This is a genomic window from Streptomyces sp. NPDC057474 (assembly GCF_042802555.1).
GTDB lineage: Bacteria > Actinomycetota > Actinomycetes > Streptomycetales > Streptomycetaceae > Streptomyces.
The window spans coordinates 1-24045 of the sequence record NZ_JBHVDX010000158.1 but is presented as its reverse complement, the minus strand read 5'-3'; the positions used below and the strand labels follow the sequence as shown (position 1 = coordinate 24045).

The 24045-nt window shown below is 71.2% G+C and carries 20 protein-coding genes, 2 pseudogenes and 1 riboswitch; of the genes and pseudogenes, 14 read left to right on the top strand and 8 right to left on the bottom strand.

What is annotated here, in order from left to right; all coding sequences use genetic code 11:
• The 3 genes and pseudogenes from ACFU53_RS33110 to ACFU53_RS33100 all read right to left on the bottom strand — a co-directional run.
• Nucleotides 1–741 (bottom strand): annotated as a pseudogene (locus ACFU53_RS33110) (ATP-binding protein); the annotation flags it as partial.
• Complete coding sequence (locus ACFU53_RS33105; protein ID WP_384000751.1) at nucleotides 738–1433, bottom strand: DUF4255 domain-containing protein; 696 nt, start codon at nucleotides 1431–1433, stop codon at nucleotides 738–740. The gene ACFU53_RS33105 and the pseudogene ACFU53_RS33110, both read right to left, overlap by 4 nt.
• 132 nt (nucleotides 1434–1565) lie before the next feature.
• Nucleotides 1566–2267 (bottom strand): LuxR C-terminal-related transcriptional regulator, encoded by a 702-nt coding sequence (locus tag ACFU53_RS33100; RefSeq protein ID WP_384000748.1) that lies wholly within the window; start codon nucleotides 2265–2267, stop codon nucleotides 1566–1568.
• A gap of 251 nt (nucleotides 2268–2518) precedes the next feature.
• Between ACFU53_RS33100 and ACFU53_RS33095 the strand changes: the two genes are divergently transcribed.
• Nucleotides 2519–5767: an AAA family ATPase gene (locus ACFU53_RS33095; RefSeq protein WP_384000745.1), complete on the top strand. Its 3249-nt coding sequence runs from the start codon at nucleotides 2519–2521 to the stop codon at nucleotides 5765–5767.
• A gap of 85 nt (nucleotides 5768–5852) precedes the next feature.
• Here the strand turns inward: ACFU53_RS33095 and ACFU53_RS33090 are convergent, their stop codons facing one another.
• Nucleotides 5853–6101 (bottom strand): hypothetical protein, encoded by a 249-nt coding sequence (locus ACFU53_RS33090; protein ID WP_384000742.1) that lies wholly within the window; start codon nucleotides 6099–6101, stop codon nucleotides 5853–5855.
• A 35-nt stretch (nucleotides 6102–6136) separates the two neighbouring features.
• Here ACFU53_RS33090 and ACFU53_RS33085 point away from each other — a divergent pair, with 35 nt between their 5' ends.
• Nucleotides 6137–6589 carry a DoxX family protein gene (locus ACFU53_RS33085; RefSeq protein ID WP_384000739.1) on the top strand — a complete coding sequence of 151 codons (453 nt, stop codon included), beginning with the start codon at nucleotides 6137–6139 and terminating at the stop codon, nucleotides 6587–6589.
• 470 nt (nucleotides 6590–7059) lie between these two features.
• Here the strand turns inward: ACFU53_RS33085 and ACFU53_RS33080 are convergent, their stop codons facing one another.
• The 4 genes from ACFU53_RS33080 to gcvT form a co-directional block, all read right to left on the bottom strand.
• Nucleotides 7060–8427, bottom strand: a complete 1368-nt coding sequence (locus tag ACFU53_RS33080; RefSeq protein ID WP_384000736.1) for an L-serine ammonia-lyase — start codon at nucleotides 8425–8427, stop codon at nucleotides 7060–7062.
• Nucleotides 8428–8538: 111 nt separating this feature from the next.
• Nucleotides 8539–9804 (bottom strand): serine hydroxymethyltransferase, encoded by a 1266-nt coding sequence (gene glyA, locus ACFU53_RS33075; protein ID WP_384000733.1) that lies wholly within the window; start codon nucleotides 9802–9804, stop codon nucleotides 8539–8541.
• Nucleotides 9805–9822: 18 nt separating this feature from the next.
• Nucleotides 9823–10200 carry a glycine cleavage system protein GcvH gene (gcvH, locus tag ACFU53_RS33070; RefSeq protein ID WP_384000730.1) on the bottom strand — a complete coding sequence of 126 codons (378 nt, stop codon included), beginning with the start codon at nucleotides 10198–10200 and terminating at the stop codon, nucleotides 9823–9825.
• Between the two features lie 174 nt (nucleotides 10201–10374).
• Nucleotides 10375–11517 (bottom strand): glycine cleavage system aminomethyltransferase GcvT, encoded by a 1143-nt coding sequence (gene gcvT / locus ACFU53_RS33065; protein ID WP_384000727.1) that lies wholly within the window; start codon nucleotides 11515–11517, stop codon nucleotides 10375–10377.
• A 160-nt stretch (nucleotides 11518–11677) separates the two neighbouring features.
• A riboswitch (glycine riboswitch) is annotated at nucleotides 11678–11776 on the bottom strand.
• A 218-nt stretch (nucleotides 11777–11994) separates the two neighbouring features.
• Here gcvT and ACFU53_RS33060 point away from each other — a divergent pair.
• The 12 genes and pseudogenes from ACFU53_RS33060 to ACFU53_RS33005 all read left to right on the top strand — a co-directional run.
• On the top strand, nucleotides 11995–12663 hold the full coding sequence (locus ACFU53_RS33060; RefSeq protein WP_384000724.1) for an AAA family ATPase: 669 nt from the start codon (nucleotides 11995–11997) through the stop codon (nucleotides 12661–12663).
• Nucleotides 12664–12839: 176 nt separating this feature from the next.
• Nucleotides 12840–13616 (top strand): enhanced serine sensitivity protein SseB, encoded by a 777-nt coding sequence (locus ACFU53_RS33055; RefSeq protein ID WP_384000721.1) that lies wholly within the window; start codon nucleotides 12840–12842, stop codon nucleotides 13614–13616.
• 180 nt (nucleotides 13617–13796) lie between these two features.
• A complete protein-coding gene (locus tag ACFU53_RS33050) occupies nucleotides 13797–14588 on the top strand; it encodes an enhanced serine sensitivity protein SseB C-terminal domain-containing protein (protein WP_384000718.1) in 792 nt (263 codons plus the stop codon).
• Nucleotides 14589–14958: 370 nt separating this feature from the next.
• The gene (locus tag ACFU53_RS33045) at nucleotides 14959–15957 is read left to right on the top strand and encodes an ABC transporter permease (RefSeq protein ID WP_384000715.1); all 999 of its coding nucleotides are present in this window, start codon (nucleotides 14959–14961) and stop codon (nucleotides 15955–15957) included.
• A gap of 89 nt (nucleotides 15958–16046) precedes the next feature.
• A complete protein-coding gene (locus ACFU53_RS33040; protein ID WP_384000712.1) occupies nucleotides 16047–17786 on the top strand; it encodes an ABC transporter substrate-binding protein in 1740 nt (579 codons plus the stop codon).
• A 69-nt stretch (nucleotides 17787–17855) separates the two neighbouring features.
• The gene (locus ACFU53_RS33035) at nucleotides 17856–18863 is read left to right on the top strand and encodes an ABC transporter permease (RefSeq protein WP_384000709.1); all 1008 of its coding nucleotides are present in this window, start codon (nucleotides 17856–17858) and stop codon (nucleotides 18861–18863) included.
• Nucleotides 18860–19954 (top strand): ABC transporter ATP-binding protein, encoded by a 1095-nt coding sequence (locus ACFU53_RS33030; RefSeq protein ID WP_384000706.1) that lies wholly within the window; start codon nucleotides 18860–18862, stop codon nucleotides 19952–19954. Before ACFU53_RS33035 ends, ACFU53_RS33030 begins: the two co-directional genes overlap by 4 nt.
• A gap of 11 nt (nucleotides 19955–19965) precedes the next feature.
• Entirely contained in the window at nucleotides 19966–21243 is a 1278-nt protein-coding gene (locus ACFU53_RS33025) for a dipeptide ABC transporter ATP-binding protein (RefSeq protein WP_384000754.1), read from the top strand.
• 63 nt (nucleotides 21244–21306) lie between these two features.
• On the top strand, nucleotides 21307–21942 hold the full coding sequence (locus ACFU53_RS33020; RefSeq protein ID WP_384000703.1) for a trimeric intracellular cation channel family protein: 636 nt from the start codon (nucleotides 21307–21309) through the stop codon (nucleotides 21940–21942).
• 84 nt (nucleotides 21943–22026) lie between these two features.
• On the top strand, nucleotides 22027–22875 hold the full coding sequence (locus tag ACFU53_RS33015; RefSeq protein WP_384000700.1) for a thioesterase family protein: 849 nt from the start codon (nucleotides 22027–22029) through the stop codon (nucleotides 22873–22875).
• Between the two features lie 184 nt (nucleotides 22876–23059).
• A pseudogene (locus tag ACFU53_RS33010) lies at nucleotides 23060–23500 on the top strand (WYL domain-containing protein); the annotation flags it as partial.
• Nucleotides 23501–23640: 140 nt separating this feature from the next.
• Nucleotides 23641–24045: hypothetical protein (locus ACFU53_RS33005; protein ID WP_384000697.1), on the top strand; the 405-nt coding region annotated here is incomplete at its 3' end.

Sequence of the window (24045 nt, the reverse complement as noted above, 5' to 3'; positions counted from 1 at the left end):
GAACGAGGTCGAAGGCGCGGACGGGAACGAGGTTGAAGGCGCGGACGGGAACGAGGTCGAAGGCGCGGACGGGAACGAGGTCGAAGGCGCGGACGAGGACGACAGCGCGGCCGCAGACGACGCCGACGCGAGCGGACGGACATGGCCGGCGAGCGCCGCATCCAGCGTGTCGTCGCCGAGCAGATGCGCCACCAGCCGGTCCGGCACCCGTAGCGCCCGCCCGAGGAAGGGACGTTCGGGTTCCTCGACGGTCAGCAGCCCGAGCGCGCTCAGCGGCGCCGAGGGCCGGAACCGGGCCCGTGCCTGAGCGAGATGCACGGGCAGACCGCACAGATCGAGCGCGAGCCCGACGGTGGCCCGACGCCTGCCGACGTCGTCGTTCAGGTACCCGTACAACTGCTCGTAGGAGCGGTCCAGATCGGGCGCCAGGGCGATGAGCAGGATCCGCGCGTCCAGCTCGGTGAGCCCGAGCCGCCCCGCGAGCCGCTCCAGCGGACCGTCGGGGGAGGCCTCCGCAAAGCCGTCGGCGTCCTCTCCGTTCTCGAAGACGGGCGGGTACGACCTCGCCGACGGCCCGAGCAGATGCCGTACGCCCTCCTCGGACAGGTACAGCCCCCGCAGCGGGTCACCCGCCGTCGGATCACCGGCGCTGCGCTCGGCCACCAACTCGGCGGTGCGGTCGCGCAGTCGGGCGAGCCGGAGGAGAAGAGCATCGGTGGTGGGGGAGGCGTGCGTGGTCACCGCTGTCGCTCTCCGGTTCCGGGTACGGACGTCGGACGGCCCTGCCGGTCTGCGGTGTGCGGGGCGGACGCCAACTGCCCCGGCCGGTGGGCGCGTTCCTCCGAGCCCTCCAGGGAGCCGTCCATGCCGCGTACGCGGATCGCCGCGCCCTCGGTGACCGGGGGACCGGCGTCGTACTCGGGGAAGGCCGGGAAGGGGGCGGTGACGACGAGGTCGAGGGACGGCTTCATCTCGCCGCCCAGCGCGGACCAGATCTCGGCCAGGGACCGGGACTCGGAGTGCAGCCCCGCCACGGACAGCGGCACGGTCAGGCCCAACGCCCCGAGCGCGCCCGGGAGTTCCTCGGCGGGCAGCAGCTCGTGCGGCAGCAGAGTGGCCAGCACCGCGGAGAGCAGCCGGTGTTCGTCCTGAGGCTGTTTGGTCCAGGCGGTGACCAGGTACGACAGCCGGAACCAGCGGGGCGGCTGCCGGCGCCGTACGACGATGTCACGCTCGTCACGGACCGGCATGTGGCCGCGCTGGCGGCGGGAGACGTCCTCGCGGATGTCGTACAGATAGGTGTTGATGGCGGGCGCGTTGCGCCGGGCCGCCCAGTCGCGGGTCGGGGCCTCGAAGGAGACGTCGATGCCGGAGCCGGCCAGGGCACCACCGCCGATCAGTCCCTTGAGGACCTCGTCCACCTCGTGGATCACGGTCGTGCTCCTGCTGTGTCGTGTGCCTGTCCGTCGATCCTGTCCGCTGCGGCGCCGCCCTTCCAGACGCGCCGGGGACGTCGAGGGGGCACGATGTGCTGCCCGACGGGCCCGGTAGGTATGCCCGTTCGATCAGATGTAGCCTTCCCGGAGGGCATAGGCCACCGCGTGCGCCCGGTTGCGGAGATGCAGCCGGGTGGTGAGCCCGTGCATCACGTTCTTGACGGTGCGTTCGGAGTAGGAGAGCTTGCTCGCGATCTCGCCGGTGTCCATCCCCTCGGCGACGAGCCGGAGGACGTCGATCTCACGCGGCACCAGGCCGGACAGCGGCGCCCCGGTGCGGCCGGCCACGGAACGCTGCAACGTCCCCACCTGGTTGATCAGCCGGCCGAGCAGATCGGCGGGCAGGTCGCCGTCCCCGCGCGAGGCCGCGAGCACGGCCTGCGACAGCCGGTGCGCGGTCGCCTCGTGGCGCCACACGATGGCCCCGACCCCGCACTCGATGACCTCGAGCAGCTCGGTCTCGCGGATCAGGCTCACCACCAGGACGGCCCGTGCCCCCTCGCTGCGCACCATCCGGCGCAGCGCGGAGAGCAGCGGCTCGTCCGGTGTGTCACCGACCAGCACGGCCACAGTGCCCGGCCGTACCTCTGTGTCGTCCACCAGGTCGATCACCGGGTGCCCGCGCAGCTGGCTGAGCACTCCGGCGCGGGAGAGCGGGTCGAGGGTGTGGACCACGACCGGGATACGGCGCCGGGACTCCTGGGGCTCCGCCGTGACGGTGGCCGTGGCCGTGGCCGCCGCGGCGTCCGCGGTCCGGAATGTGCTGCGCAACCGTTTCTCCCGTATGCACGAAATCGCCGCTCCTGAGAGAGGAGTGGCCGATGGGCTCGATTCACACTTCTGTGTGTCGTGTGCGCTGCGCAATCGTGGAGAACCACGAGATACACCACGAGATTCACCACGAGACGCACCACGGGACCGGCCACGGCACTTTCACGCCGACCGTCCGCGAACGGTGCACCCCGACGGGCCGTGCCCCGTCTACGGAAGCGGAAAACCACAGTCCACGACAGGAGACAGCGATGTGCGCGCCGGAACCGCTTCTCGAACGCCGTGAGCCCCTGGAGCTGCTGGCCGCCGAGGCCGCCCGCGCCCGGACCGGCTCCGGCCGCCCGGTGCTCCTCCGGGGCGCCACCGGCACCGGCCGCACCGCGCTCCTGGAGGCCGCCGCCGACCACGCGGCGGCCAACGGCATGCGCGTCCTGCGGGCCCGCTGCTCGCCCGAGCACAGCTCCGTACCGTTCGACACGGTCTTCCAACTCCTCGCCCACGGGCCGGAGTTCGACCAGGTCGCGGGCGAGGCGCCGGACCCGCCGGGCACCCCGCCGCACCGGGGCAGGCCCGCGCGCCTGTGGCGCCTGCTGAAGTCCTACGCGGCCGAGTCCCCGCTGCTCGTCGCCGTGGACGACGCGCACTTCGCCGACGCCCCGTCCCGCCGCTGGCTCGTCGAGGTCGTCCGCCGCATCGACCGCCTGCCGGTGCTCCTGGTGGTCACCGAGCGCAGCCAGTACGACATCGACCCCCCGGCGGACGGTCTCACGCACGCCCTCTCCCCTGCCCTCGTGCACACCCGCACCCTGGCCCCGCTGAGCCCGGACGCCGGGGCGCGGCTGGTCCGTTCCGTCCACGGCGATGCCCCGCCGGAATGGGTCGACGCCTGCTTACGGGCGGGCGCGGGCAGCCCTCTGCTGCTGCGCGCCCTGCTGTCCGACCTCCAGAACGCCGACCCCGGGGCCTTCCCTGCTGCCCTTCCGGACACCTGCGCCGCGCTCTACCCGGGCACCTACTCCGCCGCGGTGTCCTGGTGGCTGGACAGCGCCGGGCCCGCGACCACCGACGTCGCCCGCGCGCTCGCCGCGCTGGACGACACCCCCGTACCGGCGGACGCCGACCTGCTCGCCCGGACGGCCGACGCCGACCCCGACCGCGTACCCGGCTGGCTCACCGCGATGACCGGCCTCGGCCTGCTGCGCCCCGATCCCGAAGGGCGGCCCCGCTACGCCCACCCGCTGCTGCGGGACGCGGTGCTCGGCGGCTGGGCGAGCGCCGACCGGCAGGCCGCCCACCGCCGGGCCGCCGAGGCGATGCTGCACCGGGGCGACCACGCCGAGGCCGTCGCCGAACAACTGCTGCGCTCCGGCCCCGTCGGCGATCCCTGGGCGACCGGCGTCCTGCTCGACGCCGCCGACGTCGCCGTCCGCGACGACCGCAGCGACGAGGCCCTCGCCTACCTCCGCCGCGCCCTCGACGAACCGATGCCGGCCGCCCGCCGCACCGTGGTCCTCACCGAACTGGGCTCCCTGGAGTACGCCACCGTACGGTCCACCGCCGGCATACCCCGGCTCGCCGAGGCGATGCGCCTGCCCGGCCCGCCCCGGGAACGCGTCCACGCGGCGGTCGCCCTGGGCACGGCCCTGGCCCGGCGCGGCGAGGCCCGCGCCGCCGTCGACGTGCTGCGCGGGCTGCGTGACGAGCATCTGACGGGACACCCGGACCTGATCCGCACCGTCCAGACCGCCTCCGCGCTGCTCTCCGACCACGACCAGGGCGTACGGCAGGAGGTGTACCGCTGGCTCCGCGAGACCGCCGAGCGCTCGCCCCACCTGGTCGGCACCGCAGGACAGGCCCTCCTCGTGCGCTACGAGGCCACCGCCGGCCTGATCTCGGCGGCCTCGGCCATGCACCGCATCCGAGCCCTCCTCTCCCAGCCCGCCGACCCGCTGGCCGAGGTCTTCCTGCTGGGCACCGCAGCCGCCGTCGCCCAGTGGGCCGACCAGCTCGACGAGGCCGAACGCCTCGTCCACCGCGGCCTCAGCGGCCAGCGCACCTCGCTCCTCCACCCCATGCATCTGGCCCTCCTCAACGTCCGCATCGACATCGCCGCCGCACGCGGCGCCCACGAGGAGGTCCTCGCCGACCCGGAGGTCTCGCGCGCGGTCGCCGGCCGCCCCGAGTCAGCCAACGCGCTGGCCCACGCGGTCATCGCCCTCGTGGAGACCGGCCGCACGGACGAGGCCGCCCGCCTCGCCGACGCCTTCGAGACCCAACACGCCCATGACTCCTGGGAGGTGAACCGTTTCCTCTACGCCCGGGGCCTCCTCCGCGCCGCCACCGGTGACCCGGCCACCGCCCTGGACGACTTCCTGGAGTGCGGCCGCCGCCAGTCCGCCCGGGACGTCGCCAGCCCCGTCGTCACCCCCTGGCGCACCGCCGCCGCCGCATGCCATCTCGCCCTCAGCCGCCCCCAAGAGGCCCTCGCCCTCGCCGAACAGGAACTCTGCCTCGCCACCGTCTGGAACACCCCCCGCGTCCTCGGCCGCGCCCTGTCCGCCCTCGGCACGGCGACGGGCGGGCGCCGGGGTCTGGAGCTGGGGGACCGAGCGGTACGGGTGCTGCGGCAGGGGGTTGACGGGGCGCTGGAGGAAGCTGTGGGGGCGGCGGCCGGGGCGCTGGGGGGTGCCGCCTTGGACGGGCGACCGGCGGTATGGGGCGGTGAAGCACCGGGCGGGGGACCGGCAGCGCCAGAGGGCGACCGGGCGATGGGGAGAGGAACTGCGGCAGGGACGGGGAATCGTGCCTCGGGTCACGGGCCTGCGGCGGGGGTGGGCGGCTGGGTGCCGGGCGGCGGGCCTGAGGTCGGGTCGGGCGGCCGAGGAACGGCCGGCGGGCCTGCGGCGGCCGTGGGCGGCCCGGTGCCGGGCGCCGCCCCCGCGCGGGTGACGGCGATGCGGGACTGGGCGCTGGACGGAGGCCCTGCGCGGGCTGTGAGCGGCTGGGCGGCGGTGGCCGGAGCGTCCGCGGTGCCGTCGATCGCCGGCTGGGCGGCCGTCGAGGCGCAGGACGGAGGACGGACCGGGGCGCCGGGCGGTGCGCTGGTCGAGACGGAGTTGATACCGGCGCTCGTGGCGCAGGGGCGGGGGCTCGCCGCCGCCGGGGAGCGGGCGCGGGCCCGTGACACCTTCCGGGAGGCGGCCGAACGCGCCGAACGCCTGGGCGCGCTCCGGCTCCGCGCGGTCGCGGAGTCGGCCCTGCGCGAGGGCGGCGCCCGCCGCGCCGCGACGGCCCTGACCGGCCCCTCCGCACTCACCGCCGGCGAGCGCCGCATCGCCGAACTCGCCGCGCAGAGCCGTACGAACACCGAGATAGCCCAGCTCCTCCACCTCGCCCGCCGCACCGTGGAGACCCACCTGACCAGCACCTACCGCAAGCTCGGCATCCGCCGCAGAGCAGAACTCGGCGCGGCCCTCGCGAACACCGGGGAGAAGGCCTGACCCTGGCACTGACACCAAACGGCCGTGGCCGTGGCCATTGGTTACGGTTACGGCTACGGCTGCCGCGCTCGGGGTGCCCGTGGTCTCACACCGGCATCGCGCGCAGTTGGACGACGCCGTACGGGCGGCTGCCCAGGGTCATGGCGCGGAAGGGGAGCGGTGGCGGCGTGGTGCAGGCGCATACCCAAGCTGCCGGGGCGTCAAGGCCGTACGCCGCCGCCCCGAAGTCGCCGACGGATTCCCTGAACCGGAGGCCGGGCGCATGCGTAGGAAATACCGGGAGCACCCACGCGTAGAGGTCCGTACGCCGCACATCGTCCAGGTCCGCGCGCACGCAGCCCGCACCACCGACACATCCGAGGAGTACCCATGAGCAGCACCCCGCGCCTGAACGACTGGCTCACGACGCGCCAACCTCTCGTCCTGGGCCTGTTCCGTATCGTCCTGGGCCTGCTGTTCGCCGGCGAGGGCGCCGCCACGGTCTTCGGGATCCTGGACCGGAAGGCGAGCCCGGTCGGCGACTGGCCCTTCTGGTACGCCGGAGTCATCGAGCTGACCTGCGGCGTCCTCATACTCCTCGGCCTCGTGACCCGCGGCGCCGCGTTCCTCAGCTCGGGCATCATGGCCTTCGCCTACTTCACGGAACACCAGAAGGACGGCCTCTTCCCCCTCCAGAACGGCGGCCTCGCTCCCGTCCTCTTCTGCTGGGGCTTCCTCCTCCTGGTCTTCACCGGTCCGGGCGCCCTGTCCCTGGCGGGACTGACCGGCCGCGAGACCAGCACCCGCCCCGGCTCCCACCGCGTCGCCAAGCCGTCCCGGTGACGCCGTCCCTACGGGGAACTACGCAACCTGCCACGGAGCTTCGCAGCACAGGCGCGCGGGCCCGAGACGGTGCCGATGAGCGGGGCTGTCGTGCGAGGCACCCGATGACCTCCGGCCCGGCGGACGGCGGATGCCGGCCCGGCCCCCTGTCCTTGCTGCTGCCGCTGCCCCGAGGAGGCACCCGATGGGCCGCAGACGAACCTGCCGGGCATCTTGTTCGGAACGAGGCAGGCGTGTTGGGACCGGCTGCACCAGGCGCTGCTGACCGAGCTGCACCGGCCGGGCAGGCCGCCAGTGACCGAGGATGCCACGACCCCCAGGTCAGACGCCCACCCCCTGGGATTTCCCGGGGACTTTTCGGGGACTTTCACGCCTGCCCCAGGGACCTTGCCGGGGACTTCCCGCCGCGTGAGCAAGGAAGGCCCTGACAGCGCCGAAAGTTACGAGCGCACCGGGCAGGGCCGATTTCCCTAGCACTCGATGATGTTCACCGCGAGCCCGCCCCGCGCCGTCTCCTTGTACTTCACCGACATGTCGGCGCCGGTGTCCTTCATGGTCTTGATGACCTTGTCGAGGGACACCTTGTGGGTGCCGTCGCCGCGCATGGCCATGCGGGCGGCGGTGACGGCCTTCACCGCCGCCATGCCGTTGCGTTCGATGCAGGGGATCTGGACGAGGCCGCCGACGGGGTCGCAGGTGAGGCCGAGGTTGTGTTCCATGCCGATCTCGGCGGCGTTCTCGACCTGTTCGGGGCTGCCGCCGAGGACCTCGGCCAGCGCTCCGGCCGCCATGGAGCAGGCGGAGCCGACCTCGCCCTGGCAGCCGACCTCGGCGCCGGAGATGGAGGCGTTCTCCTTGAAGAGCAGGCCGATGGCGCCGGCGGCCAGCAGGAAGCGGACCACGCCGTCCTCGTCCGCGCCGGGCACGAAGTTGATGTAGTAGTGCAGGACGGCAGGGATGATGCCGGCCGCGCCGTTCGTCGGGGCCGTGACCACGCGGCCGCCGGCCGCGTTCTCCTCGTTCACCGCCATCGCGTAGAGCGTGATCCACTCCATGGAGCGGGCCAACGGGTCGCCCTCCGCCCTGAGTTGACGGGCCGACATGGACGCGCGGCGGCGTACGCGCAGGCCGCCCGGCAGGATGCCCTCGCGGGACATGCCGCGTGAGACGCAGGCCTGCATCACGCGCCAGATGTCGAGGAGTCCGGTGCGGATCTCGTCCTCGGTGCGCCAGGCCCGCTCGTTCTCCAGCATCAGCGCGGAGATCGACAGACCCGTCTCCTTCGCCACGCGGAGCAGCTCGTCGCCCGTGCGGAAGGGGTACTTGAGGGCCGTGTCGTCGAGTTTGATGCGGTCCGCGCCGACCGCGTCCTCGTCGACGACGAAGCCGCCGCCGACGGAGTAGTACGTCTTCGACAGGAGTTCGGCGCCGCCCGCGTCGTACGCCCAGATGGTCATGCCGTTGGCGTGGTACGGCAGCGCCTTGCGGCGGTGCAGGACCAGGTTCTTGCCGAAGTCGAAGGGGATCTCGTGGTCGTCGAGCAGGCGGATGCGGCCCGACTCCTTGATCGCCTCCACCCGGTCGTCGGCCGACCCGACGTCCACCGTGCGCGGTGAGGCGCCCTCCAGGCCCAGGAGCACGGCCTTGGGGGTGCCGTGGCCGTGGCCGGTCGCGCCCAGGGAGCCGTACAGCTCGACGCGTACCGAGGCGACGCCCGCGAGCAGTTCCTCGTTGCGCAGCCGCCGGGCGAACATCCGGGCGGCACGCATCGGGCCGACCGTGTGGGAGCTGGACGGGCCGATGCCGATCGAGAACAGGTCGAAGACCGAGATGGCCACGGTGACTCCTCAGAACGGGGAAGGGCTGTGCAGGGGGTGGGGCACCGCGCTCACTCCCCCAGTGTGCGCGGTGCCCCGCAATAGCGGGACTACGTACCGATGACGCCCGGGTTACTTCCCCAGCCCCGGATACAGCGGGTGCTTGTCCGCGAGGGCCCTGACCCGGGTCTTGAGGGCTTCGGCGTCGTACGACGGCTTCAGCGCCTCGGCGATGACGTCGGCGACCTCGGTGAAGTCCTCGGCGGTGAAGCCGCGGGTGGCGAGGGCGGGGGTGCCGATGCGCAGACCGGAGGTGACCATCGGCGGGCGGGGGTCGTTGGGGACGGCGTTGCGGTTGACCGTGATGCCGACCTCGTGGAGACGGTCCTCGGCCTGCTGCCCGTCCAGGTCGGAGGCGCGCAGGTCGACCAGGATCAGGTGCACGTCGGTGCCGCCGGACAGGACGTCGACGCCGGCCTCACGGGCGTCCGGGGCCGTCAGCCGCTCGGCGAGGATCCGCGCGCCCTCGACCGTACGGCGCTGACGCTCCTTGAACTCCTCGCTCGCGGCGACCTTGAACGACACCGCCTTCGCCGCGATGACGTGCTCCAGCGGTCCGCCCTGGAAGCCCGGGAACACGGAGGAGTTGAGCTTCTTCGCGAAGTCCTTCTTGGCGAGGATGATGCCGCCGCGCGGACCGCCGAGGGTCTTGTGGGTGGTGGAGGTGACCACGTCCGCGTGCTCGACCGGGTTGGGGTGCAGCCCGGCCGCGACCAGGCCCGCGAAGTGCGCCATGTCCACCCACAGGTACGCGCCGACCTCGTCCGCGATCCGGCGGAACTCGGCGAAGTCCAGCTGACGCGGGTACGCCGACCAGCCCGCGATGATCACCTTGGGCCGGTGCTCCTTCGCCAGGCGCTCCAGTTCGGCCATGTCGACCAGACCGGTGGCGGTGTCGACGTGGTAGGCGACCACGTCGAACTGCTTGCCGGAGAAGTTCAGGCGCATGCCGTGGGTGAGGTGGCCGCCGTGGGCGAGGTCCAGGCCGAGGATGGTGTCGCCGGGCTGGGCCAGCGCGAAGAGCGCGGCCTGGTTGGCGGAGGCGCCGGAGTGGGGCTGGACGTTGGCGTACTCGGCGCCGAACAGGTCCTTCAGCCGGTCGATCGCGATCTGCTCGGCCACGTCGACGTGCTCGCAGCCGCCGTAGTAGCGGCGGCCGGGGTAGCCCTCGGCGTACTTGTTGGTCATCACCGAGCCCTGGGCCTCCATGACCGCGGCCGGAGCGAAGTTCTCCGAGGCGATCATCTCCAGGGTGGACTGCTGGCGGTGCAGCTCGGCGTCGACGGCGGCCGCGATCTCCGGGTCCAGCTCGTGCAGGGGCGTGTTCAGAAGCGACATGCGTACGACCTCGTCTTCTCAGCCGGCGGTGTGGGCGACGTACTCGTCGGCGGAGAGCAGATCGTCCGGCTCCTCCGCGACACGTACCTTGAACAGCCAGCCGCCCTCGAACGGGGCGGTGTTCACCAGCGACGGGTCGTTGACGACGTCCTCGTTGATCTCGGTGACCTCACCGGAGACCGGCGAGTACAGGTCGCTGACCGACTTCGTGGACTCCAGTTCGCCGCAGGTCTCGCCCGCGGCCACCGTGGAGCCCACCTCGGGAAGCTGGGCGTAGACGACATCGCCGAGCGCGTTCGCCGCGAACTCCGTGATGCCGACCGTCGAGACGCCGTCCTCGGCGCCCGACAGCCACTCGTGCTCCTTGCTGTAACGCAGCTGCTGGGGGTTGCTCATGACCTGAATTCTCCTGTACGCGGGGAGTGGTGATGAATGGGGGACTGCTGAAACCGCTGTTGAGCAGCGCGGACGTGCCCAGTGTCACTCTCGGGGTCCGCACGGGTGCCGCTTCTGAACGACGACGGACGAACGACTGAGAATGGCCGACTCGAACGAACGACTACGAAGGTGTCACTTCTGGCGCTTGTAGAACGGCAGCGCCACGACCTCGTACGGCTCGTGGCTGCCCCGGATGTCCACGCCCACACCGGCGGTGCCCGGCGCGGAGTGCGCGGCGTCGACGTACGCCATGGCGATCGGCCTGCCCAGGGTGGGGGAGGGCGCGCCGGAGGTGACCTCGCCGATCACCTTGCCGTCGGCGACGACCGGGTATCCGGCGCGCGGCACCCGGCGGCCCTCGGCGACCAGCCCGACGAGGACGCGCGGAGGAGTCGAGGCAGCCCGCTCGGCGGCCGCCGCCAGCGCCGTACGCCCGACGAAGTCGCCCTCCTTCTCGAACTTCACGACCCGCCCGAGCCCGGCGTCGAAGGGCGTCAGGGCGGTGGACAGCTCGTGCCCGTACAGCGGCATCCCCGCTTCCAGACGCAGCGTGTCCCGGCAGGACAGCCCGCAGGGCACCAGGCCGACGCCCTCGCCCGCCTTGGTCAGCGCCTGCCACAGCTCGACGGCGTGCTCCGGCTCCACGAACAGCTCGAAGCCGTCCTCACCGGTGTACCCGGTGCGCGCGATCAGCGCCGGGACCCCGGCGACCGTGCCGGGCAGACCCGCGTAGTACTTCAGACCGTCGAGGTCGGCGTCGGTGAGGGAGGCCAGGATCCCGGGTGACTCGGGGCCCTGCACGGCGAGCAGCGCGTACGCGTCCCGGTCGTCCCGCACCTCGGCGTCGAACCCGGCGGAACGCTCGACGAGCGCGTCCAGCACCACCTGGGCGTTGGAGGCGTTCGCGACGACCATGTACGTCGGGGATCCGGCCTCGGTCTCGGCGAGCCGGTAGACGATCAGGTCGTCGAGGATGCCGCCGTCCGCACGGCAGATCATGGTGTAGCGGGCGCGGCCGGGCTTGATACCGCCGATGTGGCCGACGAGTGCGTGGTCCAGCAGCGCGGCGGCCTGCGGGCCGGAGACGGTGATCTCGCCCATGTGGGAGAGGTCGAAGAGGCCGGCCTTCGTACGGACGGCGGTGTGCTCGTCGCGCTCGGAGCCGTAGCGCAGGGGCATGTCCCAGCCTGCGAAGTCGGTCATCGTCGCACCGAGCGAGCGATGCAGGGCATCGAGCGCGGTACGGCGCGATCCAGCGATGGGGCTACTGCTCATCGGTTCTGCTCCCAGGGCATGACGGGCGAGGTCGTTCCTCCCCATCTGTCATCGGAACCTGAGAGGTTCACCACGACCGTACGTATCGGTGGTCGTGACTTGCACCGTGGGTGGAGCCGCCCCCTGCGGAAGAGAGATGCGGCCCGCTTTTCAGATGTGCCTCGCCCGCGCGGTATCTGGGCCTGAGAGATTCAAGGGAGGGACTTGCTCCTTCGGCGCCCCAGTGAACGACTGCTGGGAGCTCTCCCGCGCGGATTCAAGCGGCCGGTATGCAGTTGGCGCGCACATCATTGCACGCATCGACGCGGCGCGGCAGGGGGACCTTTCACGGGTGGGGGACGACGGAGCACAGGCAGACACAGCGGTCCGTAGCACCCTTGTGGCAATACGAGGACTGAATCAGGAGGGATCGGGCATTACCTTCTCTTTACAATCTGTGGGGATGGGACTTCCATACCCCTGGGGAGGACGATCACGGTGAACAGGACCACGGCGTACGCGACGACGTCGGGCATCGCGATGCCCAAGCAGCCCGTCGCACCGGCCGGTGAGGCGTGCGGCCCGTTCCCGAGGGCGGTCGTCCGCGACCTCAGGGAGCGTGCCGGGCGGAGCCCCCACGGGCTGTCCTTCGGGCCCGACGACCTGGTGGTGGTCACCGGGCTCCCCGGCAGCGGCAAGTCGACGCTGATGCGCCGGGCCGTGCCCGGCGTCCGGATCGACTCCCAGGACACCCGCGACCGCTTCGACGCGCGCTTCGGCAGCCACCTGCCGTACGCGGCCTACCGGCCCTTCGTGCGCCTCGCCCACTACGCGGGGCTGCGGCGGGCGCTGCGCTCCGGGGAGGGCGTCGTCGTGCACGACTGCGGGGCGCAGGCGTGGGTGCGAAGCTGGCTCGCGCGCGAGGCCAGGAGGCGGGGCGGCACCCTGCATCTGCTGTTGCTCGACGTCACTCCCGGTGAGGCGCGGGACGGGCAGCGGGAGCGGGGGCGGGGAGTGTCGCGGTACGCGTTCGCGCGGCACCGGGGTGCCATGACCCGGTTGCTGCGGGCGGTGGAGGAAGGGCGGCTGCCGGAGGGGTGCGGGGCGGCGGTGCTGATGGACCGGGCCGCGGCGGATGTCTTGAAGCGGATCGACTTCATGGGGTGAGATCGCGGGAGAGTTCGGGGGTGCGGTGCGGTGCGTTGCGGGCCGTGGGTCCGCCGTGGCCGATCGCGCCCACGCGGCGGAGCCGCATATCGATGCTGCCCCGCGCCCCTTGAATCGCCCCGGTGGCACTAAGGTGCAGGGACAACAGCATCACGGAGCAAAGCGGTAGGCAGCAGATGGACTTCCCGGCGGACTTTCCGGCACAGGCGCATCCCCATGGGCACGGCGGGTGGCCCGGCAACGAGCTGGAGGAGGTGCTGTCCGCGTCCCTCGGGGTGCCCCAGGCCGGGGCGCGGATCGTGGAGGTGCTGGCCCGCAGCTTCGTGTGGGTGCCGCTGCCGGAGGGCGGCGGTCCGCAGAGCGGTCAGCTCGATCTGCCCACGATGCAGTTCGACGGCCAGGCGTACGTGCCGGTCTTCAGCTCCGAGGAGCAGTTCCGCCAGGTCGTCGGCAACCACATGTCGTACACGATCGCCCCGGCCGTCGAGTTCGCGCGCGGCCTGCCCCCGCAGATCGGCCTCGCCCTGAACCCGGACGGTGTCGTGGGCATCCCGTTGCCGCCGCCCGCCGTGGCCGAGCTGTGCCGGGCCGGGCGGACCCCGCTGGACGGATCGGCGAACGGCGCCCGCGTACGGCTGTTCGAGCCGGACTGGCAGGACGACCCCGTGGACTTCCTCGCGGCCGCCTCGGCCGAGTTCGCCGGATCCGGAGTGGTTCTCTCCGCCCGCCGCTGCCTCGCCTCGATCGAGACCGCCGACCCCGTCATGTTCATCGGCGTCGAACTGGGCCCCTGGGAGGCCGACCGCGCCCTCCCCCTGGCCGCCCTCGGCCGCGCCCTGACCAAGACCCCCGTCCCCTGGCCGGTCAACATGGTCTTCCTGGACGTGGCCCAGGACCCGGTGGGCGACTGGCTCCGCGAAAAGGTACGGCCCTTCTATCGGCAGGGGTACTGACCGGCGCCCAGTGAGGGGCGCGGGGCTGTATCCCCATGCGGCTCCGCCGCGTGGACGCGACCAGCCACAACGCACCCGCACCCCGCAACGCACAACAACCCCCGAGCCCTGACCGGCTCAACCCGCACACCACCTAAGCTGGTTCCTATAACCAAGGTCCAACACCGAAGGGCGGCCCACGTGAGCGCGAGCAGCCGCATCGCCACCGGGCAGGTCGAGCACATGCTGCGCCAGGTGACGCCCGGGCGTTACGACGCCTACGAGGCGCTGCTGCGTGCCCTCGCCGCCCCGTCCTCCGGCCAGGTCTGGATGCTGCTCTGGCACGGCCAGGCCGGTTCCCCGGACGCGCAGTACGGGAACATGGAGGTCGACGGGTTCAACTACGCCCCGTGCGTCACCTCCGCCCAGGAGCTCTCCGCCAGTGGCTGGAACCGCAGTTACGAGGTGGTCGACGGCCTCGACGTGGCCCGCACGCTCTACCCCGACCACTACGGCCTCTGGCTCAACCCGCACGCGCCGGGCGGCGGCGTCGGCATCCCCTGGCTGGATCTGCGCCGGATCGCCACGGGCCTGGAGCGGCAGCCCGCGGGCCCGCTCCGGCTGTCCGAGCCGGCCATCGAGATCCCGCAGTTCTACGCCCTGCTCACGCAGAACGCCCACCGCACCCCCGCCGTGCGCTCGCTGCGCCGCGCCTGGGTGCAGCCCGCGCTCGGCGCGCCGTATCTGGCCATCGGCCTCGACGTGTACGACACCTCGCCGCCCGCCGTCGACTCGGTGCGCGCGATGATGCAGCAGTCCATCGGGGCGGTCCCGGACGGCCTGCCCGTCTCCACGGTCGCGATGTCGGACGAGTACGACCCGGTCGCCATGTGGCTCCGCGCCGGAGCCCGCCCCTTCTACGACCGCGAGGCCCACGCGGCCCCGGCGCAGGCTCCGGCGGCGGGCGGGTACGGATACCCGGGCGGCTACTGAGCGCTCACGCCCCGTGCAGGGCTGCCTTGTCCCCCGTGTTTTATGACCTGGGTCACCTATGACCGCCGCACCCACCGCTCAACAGAGCGTCACGTCCGGATAGCGGAACGCCGCTGGCCACATCACGGTTGCGCATACATTCGCCGCCGGGTCTGGTGCCTGATCGCGCGACCGTTGAAGACTCCCCCAGAGCGATGGGGGGATCGGGCGAACACGCTGTTCATACGGCGAAGTTCGGTGCCGCGCCTCCCTCTCGTACCAAGCAGTAGTCACAGAGCAAGAGAGCAGCAGTGGTGACGGACCGCACCGCAGACCCGGGCGGCCGCCAGGCACAGTCGGCAACCACCGGCACGGGCAAGCACGAGGGACGATGACCGCACCCATAGAGACGACCGGATCGCAGGCCGAGGCGCAGCCCGAAGCCGTGCTGGAAGGTGTCGAGGCCAAGAAGATCGAGGGCCGTTCGCTCGGCCAGATCGCCTGGACCCGCTTCAAGCGCGACAAGGTGGCGGTCGCCGGCGGAGTCGTGGTCGTCCTGCTGATCCTGATCGCGGCCCTCTCCCGGCCGCTGCAGTCGATGCTGGGGCTCGACCCCAACGCCTTCAACCAGGATCTGATCGACCCCAACACCTCACTGCCCAAGGGCGACTTCGGCGGGATGAGCTGGGACCACCCCCTCGGTGTCGAGCCCAAGTTCGGCCGTGACATCCTCGCCCGCATCCTGGAGGGCTCCTGGGTCTCCCTGGTCGTGGCGTTCGGCGCGACGATCCTGTCCAACGCCATCGGAGTGGTGCTCGGCCTGGTCGCCGGCTACTACGGCGGCCGCGTCGACACGATCGTGAGCCGGCTGATGGACACCTTCCTGGCGTTCCCGCTGCTGCTCTTCGCCATCGCCATCTCCGCGACGCTCCAGGGCGGCGCCTTCGGCCTCGAAGGACTGCCCCTGCACATCTCGGTGCTCATCTTCGTCATCGGTTTCTTCAACTGGCCGTACATGGGGCGCATCGTGCGCGGTCAGACCCTGGCGCTGCGCGAGCGGGAGTTCATCGACGCCTCGCGGGGGATGGGGGCCGGTGGCCCGTACGTCCTCTTCAAGGAGCTGCTGCCCAACCTCGTCGCGCCGATCATCGTCTACTCGACCCTGCTCATCCCGACGAACATCATCTTCGAGGCGTCGCTCAGCTTCCTCGGCGTCGGGATCCAGCCGCCGCAGGCCTCCTGGGGCGGAATGCTCAACCAGGCGGTCGACTTCTTCGAGGTCGACCCGCAGTACATGATCGTTCCCGGCCTCGCGATCTTCATCACGGTGCTGGCCTTCAACCTCCTCGGTGACGGCCTCCGGGACGCCCTCGACCCCCGCAGCCGCTGACGTCTGCGACCGCGGCCCGGTTGTGGCCCGAAGTCCCACGCAACTGTCCAACTACGAAGGGGAAACCGACCATCATGCGAAGGTCAGCAATGGCCGCTGTCGCGGTTGTGAGCAGCGCCGGCCTGCTCCTGTCCGCCTGCAGCAAGGCGGAAGACGGTACGGACACCCCCAAGGGCGCCGGCGCCAACGCCGCGACCAAGGGTGTCGTCAACGAGTCCACGGCGAAGGGCGGCACGGTCACCTACGCCAGCTCCGACGCCCCCGAGTCGCTCGACCCGGGCAACATGTACTACGCGTACGGCTTCAACTTCAGCCGCCTCTACGCGCGTCCGCTGATGACGTTCAAGCCCGGCGCGGGCGAGGCGGGCAACGAGCTCGTCCCGGACCTGGCCGAGAGCGCGGGCACGCCCAGCGACGGCGGCAAGACCTGGACGTACAAGATCCGCCAGGGCGTCAAGTACGAGGACGGCACCGCGGTCACCTCCAAGGACGTCAAGTACGCCGTGGAGCGCTCGAACTTCGCCCGTGACGTGCTCTCCTCCGGCCCCAACTACTTCCAGCAGCTGCTGGACGGCGGGGACAAGTACAAGGGCCCGTACAAGGACAAGAACGAGGCGGGCATCGCGTCCATCGAGACGCCGGACGACAACACCGTCGTCTTCAAGCTCAACAAGGCCTTCGCCGACTTCGACTACCTGGCGAGCATGCCGCAGACGGCTCCGGTGCCGAAGGCCAAGGACACCGGTATCGACTACACCAAGAAGGTCGTCTCCACCGGCTCGTACAAGTTCGAGAAGTACGAGGAGGGCAAGCAGATCGTCCTCGTCCGCAACCCGGAGTGGGACGCCAAGACGGACCCGCTGCGCAAGCAGTACCCGGACAAGATCGTGGTGAACCTGAAGGTCAACAAGGCCACCATCGACAAGGACGTCATGTCCGGCGACACCATGATCGACATCCAGGGCACCGGTGTCGACGCCCAGACCCAGGCCCAGGTCCTCAAGGACAAGGACCAGGAGGCCAACACCGACAACGCGCTCGGCGGCCGTCTCGTCTACACGGCGATCAACACCAAGGTGGCGCCGTTCGACAACGTCGAGTGCCGCAAGGCCGTGCAGTACGCGATCGACAAGACCGCCGTGCAGACCGCCATGGGCGGCCCGATCCGCGGTGACATCGCCTCCACCGTCCTGCCCACCGACGTCTCGGGCTACGAGAAGGCCGACACGTACGCCACCCCGGACAACAAGGGTGACGTCGCCAAGGCCAAGGAGCACCTGAAGGCCTGCGGCAAGGAGGGCGGCTTCAAGACCTCCATCTCCGCCCGCACCGACCGTCAGGGCGAGGTCGACGCGGCCACCGCGATCGTCGAGGCGCTGAAGAAGGTCGGCATCGAGGCCGACATCAAGCAGTACCCGTCGGGCAAGTACTTCTCCGACTACGCGGGCGTGCCGGCGTTCAACAAGAAGAACAACATCGGCCTCATCATGATGCAGTGGGGTGCCGACTGGCCCACCGGCTACGGCTTCCTGCAGCAGATCGTGCACGGCAAGGCCATCGGCCAGTCCGGCAACACCAACCTGTCCGAGCTGGACGACCCCGCGGTCAACAAGCTGCTCGACGACGCGATCGGCAACACCGACGAGGCCGCCCGCACCGCCGCGTACACCGAGGTCGACAAGAAGGTCATGGAGCAGGCCGCCATCGTGCCGCTGACCTACTTCAAGGTCCTGCTGTACCGCTCGCCGTACGCCACCAACCTGGTGTCGTCCTCGGCCTTCAGCGGTCAGTACGACTACCTCAACGTCGGTACCACGGAAAAGAAGTAGCCCCGGAAGGCAGGTGAAGGCATTGGCGCCCGCGGGAGAACACACCCGCGGGCGCCGGCGCCGGTCCTCGTGATCTCGTACATCATCCGCCGGACGATCGCGGCGGTGATCCTGCTGCTCGTCGTCACCGCGGTCACCTTCGGCATCTTCTTCATCCTGCCGAAGCTCGCCGGACAGACCGCCGACCAGCTGGCACAGCAGTACATCGGCAAGAACCCCTCGCCCGCGGACATCGCGGCGGTCAAGCGGAACCTCGGCCTGGACCAGCCGGTCTACGAGCAGTACTGGAACTTCATCAAGGGCATTGTCTCCGGTGCCACGTACGACCTGGGCCCCACCACGGTCCGCTGTGACGCCCCCTGCTTCGGCTACTCCTTCAAGGACCACCTGGAGGTCTGGCCGCAGCTCACCAGCCGGCTGCCGGTGACCATCTCGCTCGCCTCCGGCGCCGCCGTACTGTGGCTGCTGGGCGGTATCACGGCCGGTGTCATCTCGGCCCTGAAGCCCGGCTCGTTCTTCGACCGGGCCGCCATGGGCGTGGCACTCGCGGGTGTCTCCCTGCCCATGTTCTTCACCGGACAGCTGGCCCTGCTGCTCTTCAGCTACCAACTGGAGATCTTCGGCAGGACGTACGTCCCCTTCACCGAGAACCCCTCGCAGTGGGCCAACACCCTGTTCCTGCCGTGGTGCTCGCTGGCGCTCCTCTACTCGGCCATCTACGCCCGCCTCACCCGCTCGGGCATGCTGGAGACGATGAACGAGGACTACATCCGCACCGCGCGGGCCAAGGGCCTGCGCGAGCGCAAGGTGGTCGTGAAGCACGGTCTGCGGGCCGCGCTGACCCCGCTGGTGACGGTCTTCGGCATGGACGTCGGCCTGCTCCTCGGCGGCGCCCTCATCACCGAGACCGTGTTCTCCCTGCACGGCATCGGCGAGTACGCGGTCCAGTCGATCAGCGCCAACGACCTGCCCCCGATCCTCGGGGTGACCCTGCTCGCGGCGTTCTTCGTCGTCTTCATGAACCTTGTGGTGGACCTGTTGTACGCCACGATCGACCCGCGGGTGAGGCTCTCGTGACCGAACTGTCCAAGACCGGGGCCGCCGTCGGCGAGCCCGCACGCGCCGGGGACGCCCCCCAGGCGTTCCTCGAAGTGCGCGACCTCAAGGTGCACTTCCCCACCGACGACGGCCTCGTCAAGTCCGTCGACGGCCTCTCCTTCCAGCTGGAGAAGGGCAAGACCCTCGGCATCGTGGGCGAGTCCGGCTCCGGCAAGTCGGTGACCTCGCTGGCGATCATGGGCCTGCACCGGCTCGGGGCTCGCGGCAAGAACGTACAGATGTCGGGCGAGATCTGGCTGGACGGCAAGGAACTCGTCGGGGCGAGCCCCGACGAGGTGCGCCGGCTGCGCGGCCGCGACATGGCGATGATCTTCCAGGACCCGCTGTCCGCGATGCACCCGTACTACAAGGTCGGCAGCCAGATCGTCGAGGCGTACCGCGTCCACCACGACGTCAGCAAGAAGGTCGCCCGAAAGCGAGCCATCGAACTCCTCGACCGCGTCGGTATCCCGGAGCCCGACAAGCGGGTCGACGGCTACCCGCACGAGTTCTCCGGCGGTATGCGCCAGCGCGCCATGATCGCCATGGCCCTGGTCAACAACCCCGAACTGCTGATCGCCGACGAGCCCACGACCGCCCTGGACGTCACCGTCCAGGCGCAGATCCTGGACCTCATCCGGGACCTGCAGAAGGAGTTCGGCTCCGCGGTCATCATCATCACGCACGACCTCGGGGTGGTCGCCGAGATCGCCGACGACATCCTCGTGATGTACGGCGGCCGCTGCGTGGAACGCGGCCCGGTCGACGACATCTTCTACGAGCCGCAGCACCCCTACACCTGGGGCCTGCTCGGCTCGATGCCGCGCCTCGACCGCGCCCAGACCGACCGGCTCATCCCGGTCAAGGGCCAGCCGCCGAGCCTCATCAACGTCCCCTCGGGCTGCGCCTTCAACCCGCGCTGCCCCTACGCGGACGTCCCCAAGGACAACATCACCCGCACCGAGCGCCCCGAGCTGAGTGAGGTCGGCGGCCGACACTTCACCGCCTGCCACCTGTCGCAGGAGGACCGCACGCGGATCTGGACCGAAGAGATTGCGCCGAAGCTGTGAGCGAGACTGAGATTCGGGACGGGGCGACGGCTGTGCGGAAGACGTCGGCCGACGACGAGAAACCGCTGCTCAGGGTCGAGGGCCTGGTCAAGCACTTCCCCATCAAGAAGGGCCTGCTCCAGCGGCAGGTCGGGGCGGTCAAGGCCGTCGACGGCATCGACTTCGAGGTGCGCCGGGGCGAGACCCTCGGCGTCGTCGGCGAGTCCGGCTGCGGCAAGTCGACGATGGGCCGGCTCATCACCCGCCTGCTGGAGCCGTCCGGCGGGAAGGTCGAGTTCGACGGCACGGACATCACGCACCTCAAGACCGCCGGCATGCGCCCGCTGCGCCGTGACATCCAGATGATCTTCCAGGACCCGTACGGCTCGCTGAACCCCCGGCACACCATCGGCACCATCGTCTCGGCGCCGTTCAAGCTCCAGGGCGTCGAGCCCGAGGGCGGGGTGAAGAAGGAGGTCCAGCGCCTCCTGGAGCTGGTGGGCCTGAGTCCCGAGCACTACAACCGCTACCCGCACGAGTTCTCCGGCGGCCAGCGCCAGCGCATCGGCATCGCCCGCGCGCTCGCCCTCAAACCCCGGATGGTCGTCGCGGACGAGCCGGTCTCCGCGCTCGACGTGTCCATCCAGGCCCAGGTGGTCAACCTGATGGACGACCTCCAGGACGAGCTCGGCCTGACGTACGTGATCATCGCGCACGACCTGTCGGTGGTCCGCCACGTCTCCGACCGCATCGCGGTGATGTACCTCGGCAAGATCGTGGAGCTGGCCGACCGGGACTCCCTGTACGCGACGCCGATGCACCCGTACACCAAGGCGCTGCTCTCGGCCGTGCCGATCCCCGACCCCAAGCGCCGGAACGCCAAGAGCGAGCGCATCCTGCTCAAGGGCGATGTGCCCTCGCCGATAGCGCCGCCGAGCGGCTGCCGCTTCCACACCCGGTGCTGGAAGGCCACGCAGGTCTGCACGACCACCGAGCCGCCCCTCGCCGAGCTGAAGCCGGGGCAGCGGGTCGCCTGCCACCACCCCGAGAACTTCGAGGACCAGCAGCCCCAGGACGTCGTCCTGCTGACGGCCGCGAAGGAGGCGGGCGAGCTGGTACCGGACAAGGTGCTGGCCGAGTCGGCGGAGACGTCGGCGGCGGTGGCGAAGGCGGTGGGGGAGCCGGAGGCCGAGTCACCGACCGACACCGAGGCGCCGGGGGCCGAGGCGCCGACCGAGACCGAAGTCGCCGCGCCGGGGACCGAGGCGCCGGCCGAGACCAAGGTCGGCAAGGAAACCGACGAGAAGTAAGCGAGAACGAGCCCCCGCCTTGCAATGTAAGGCGGGGGCTCACTGCTGCGTCACAATGTACGGGTGTCTCCCTACCCGCTCGACCTGATCGGCATCTTCGTCTTCGCGATCTCCGGCGCGCTGCTGGCCGTCCGCAAGAACTTCGACGTCTTCGGCATCGCCGTCCTCGCCGAGGTCACCGCACTCGGCGGCGGGCTGTTCCGGGACCTGGTCATCGGCGCCGTACCGCCGGCCGCCTTCACCGACCTCGGCTACTTCCTGACCCCGCTGCTCGCCGCCCTCCTCGTCTTCTTCCTCCACCCGCACGTGGAGCGCATCCAGGCCGGGGTGAACGTCTTCGACGCCGCCGGCCTCGGCCTCTTCTGCGTCGCGGGCACGACGAAAGCGTACGAGTACGGCCTCGGTCTGACCGCCTCCGTCGCCCTCGGCCTCGCCACGGCGGTCGGCGGGGGTGTTCTCCGTGACGTGCTCGCCAACGAGGTGCCCTCGCTGCTGCGCTGGGATCGTGACCTGTACGCCGTGCCCGCGATGGTCGGCGCCGGGATGGTCGTCCTGTGCATCAGTCAGGACGCCCTGAACGCCCTTACCTCGGCCCTCGCCGCGATCACGGCCTTCGTGCTGCGACTGCTGGCGATGCGGTACCACTGGCGGGCGCCGAGGGCGTGGAACCGGCGGTCCGCGGCGGTCGAGGAGGGGTGACGAGCGGGCCTCGCCCTCCGAGGTGAAACGTCACCGCAACACATAAAGCTACCGCTTAGTAATAACCTGTTGTACGGTACCGCCATGGCTCAGGCATCCCAGGCGACCATCGGCAACAGCGAGTTCGACCGCGACACGGCGCTCACGCGGCGCGACGAGGGCGTCTACGACATCGACCTCTCCGCCGGCTGGACGATCACCGGCGCAGTCAACGGCGGCTACCTCCTGGCCGTCCTGGGCCGCGCCCTCGCCGACGCGCTCCCGCACGACGACCCGTTCACGATCTCCGCGCACTACCTGACCGCCTCCCGGCCGGGCCCCGCGATCGTCCGCACGGACGTCGTACGCACCGGACGGACCCTGTCGACCGGCCAGGCCTCCCTCTTCCAGTACGACGACGAGGGCCGCGAGGTCGAGCGGATACGCGTCCTCGCCTCCTACGGCGACCTGGGCACCCTCCCGGACGACGTCCGTACGACGGCGAAGCCGCCCGCGATCCCGCCGATCGAGCAGTGCTTCGGCCCGCAGGACGCCCCCGGTCCCGTCCCCGGTGGCTCCGCGATCGCCGACCGGCTCTTCCTGAAGCTCGACCCCGCGACGCTCGGCTGGGCGCTCGGCGCACCCTCCGGCAAGGGCGAGATGCGGTCCTGGTTCGGGCTCGCCGACGGCCGGGACGCCGACCCGTTCTCCCTGCTCCTCGCGGTGGACGCACTGCCGCCCACCGCCTTCGAGCTGGGCCTCAAGGGCTGGGTCCCGACGGTCGAGCTGACCGTCCACGTCCGGTGCCGCCCGGCGCCGGGACCGCTCCGGGTCGCCATCGCCACCCGCAACCTCGCCGGCGGCTTCCTGGAGGAGGACGCCGAGGTCTGGGACAGCGCGGACCGGCTGGTGGCGCAGTCGCGGCAGCTGGCGCGCGTCAGGCTGTCGCACTGAGCGGCCCACGGCCCGGCCGGGCCGCCATCCGGCCGTAGGCGTCGGCCCCTTCGGGGGCCGTCACCGCCGCCTCGAACGGGCGCCCCTCGCGAGGCCCGGCCGGGAGGGCGCCCCGTGCCGTCACCAGGCAGTACTCGGCAGGCTCCGGGTCGAGCGAGAGCGGCCGGCCCTGGCCTTCGGCTGCGAGGCCGGTGTCCGGTACCTCGTCGCCGACCTGCGGGGGAGGCCGCGGCCCTTCCGCGCGGACCGGGTGCGGTCCGCGGCCGTCCTGGACGATCCCGCCACGCGCCGAGCCGGTGTCGAACTCGCCGACGCCTGGGAGGAGTTGCGGCGTCGGTCGAAGAACGGCCGGGCGGCGTCGACGTCACCGTGCGCGTGCGACGTCCCTACCTCGACATGCTCCTGTTCCTCCAGGCGGCCTGGCCGGCGGAGCCCGAGGACCACGGCGAGAGCGAGTGGGTGACCGCGCGGCTGTCGTACGGCGTGCCGGGGGGAGGCGCGCCAACTGCTGGTCCTCGCCGACCGGCTGGAGGTGCTGGGCCCGCCCGACGCGCGCGCCGAACTGGCCGCCGCGGCCGCTTCTGTCACGAGCCTGTATCAGGGCCGAGTTGCGAGAAAGGTGTGAAAGGCCAGGTCAGGCGGGGTGGGTTGGTGATCGCTTTGCTGTTCGCACAGGTTTGGCACAGCGCGAACCCAAGAGAGCCCCAAGCTGCGTTGATTCGATGCCGCCCACGAACTCCCTCATCGTTCTTGGCGTTGTTTCTCATGAAGCGTGCGCGTCTCGTCCCCGCCGTCGCCCTGCTGGCGGCCGCACCCCTCTTCCTTGTGGCGTGCGGCTCCAGCGACTCGTCGTCGTCCACCTCGAACAGCGGCGACTCCGGCCGGCAGAGCTGCCAGGCCCCGTCCGGCGCCCCGTCCGGCGCCCCCTCGGGAGCCCCCTCCGGCGCCCCGTCCGCGAATGGTCAGGCCCCGTCGGGTGCCCCGTCCGGCGCGCCCTCCGGCCAGCCGTCCGGTGCGCCGTCCGGCGCCCCCGGCGGTGGCGGCCAGAACGGCGGCCCCGGTGGCGGTGGCGGCTGCGGCGGCCCCGGCGGCGGTCAGCAGGGCCAGGGCGGCCAGGCCCCGAGCGGGGCACCGAGCCAGGAGGCCTCGGCGTCGGCGTCCAAGGACAGC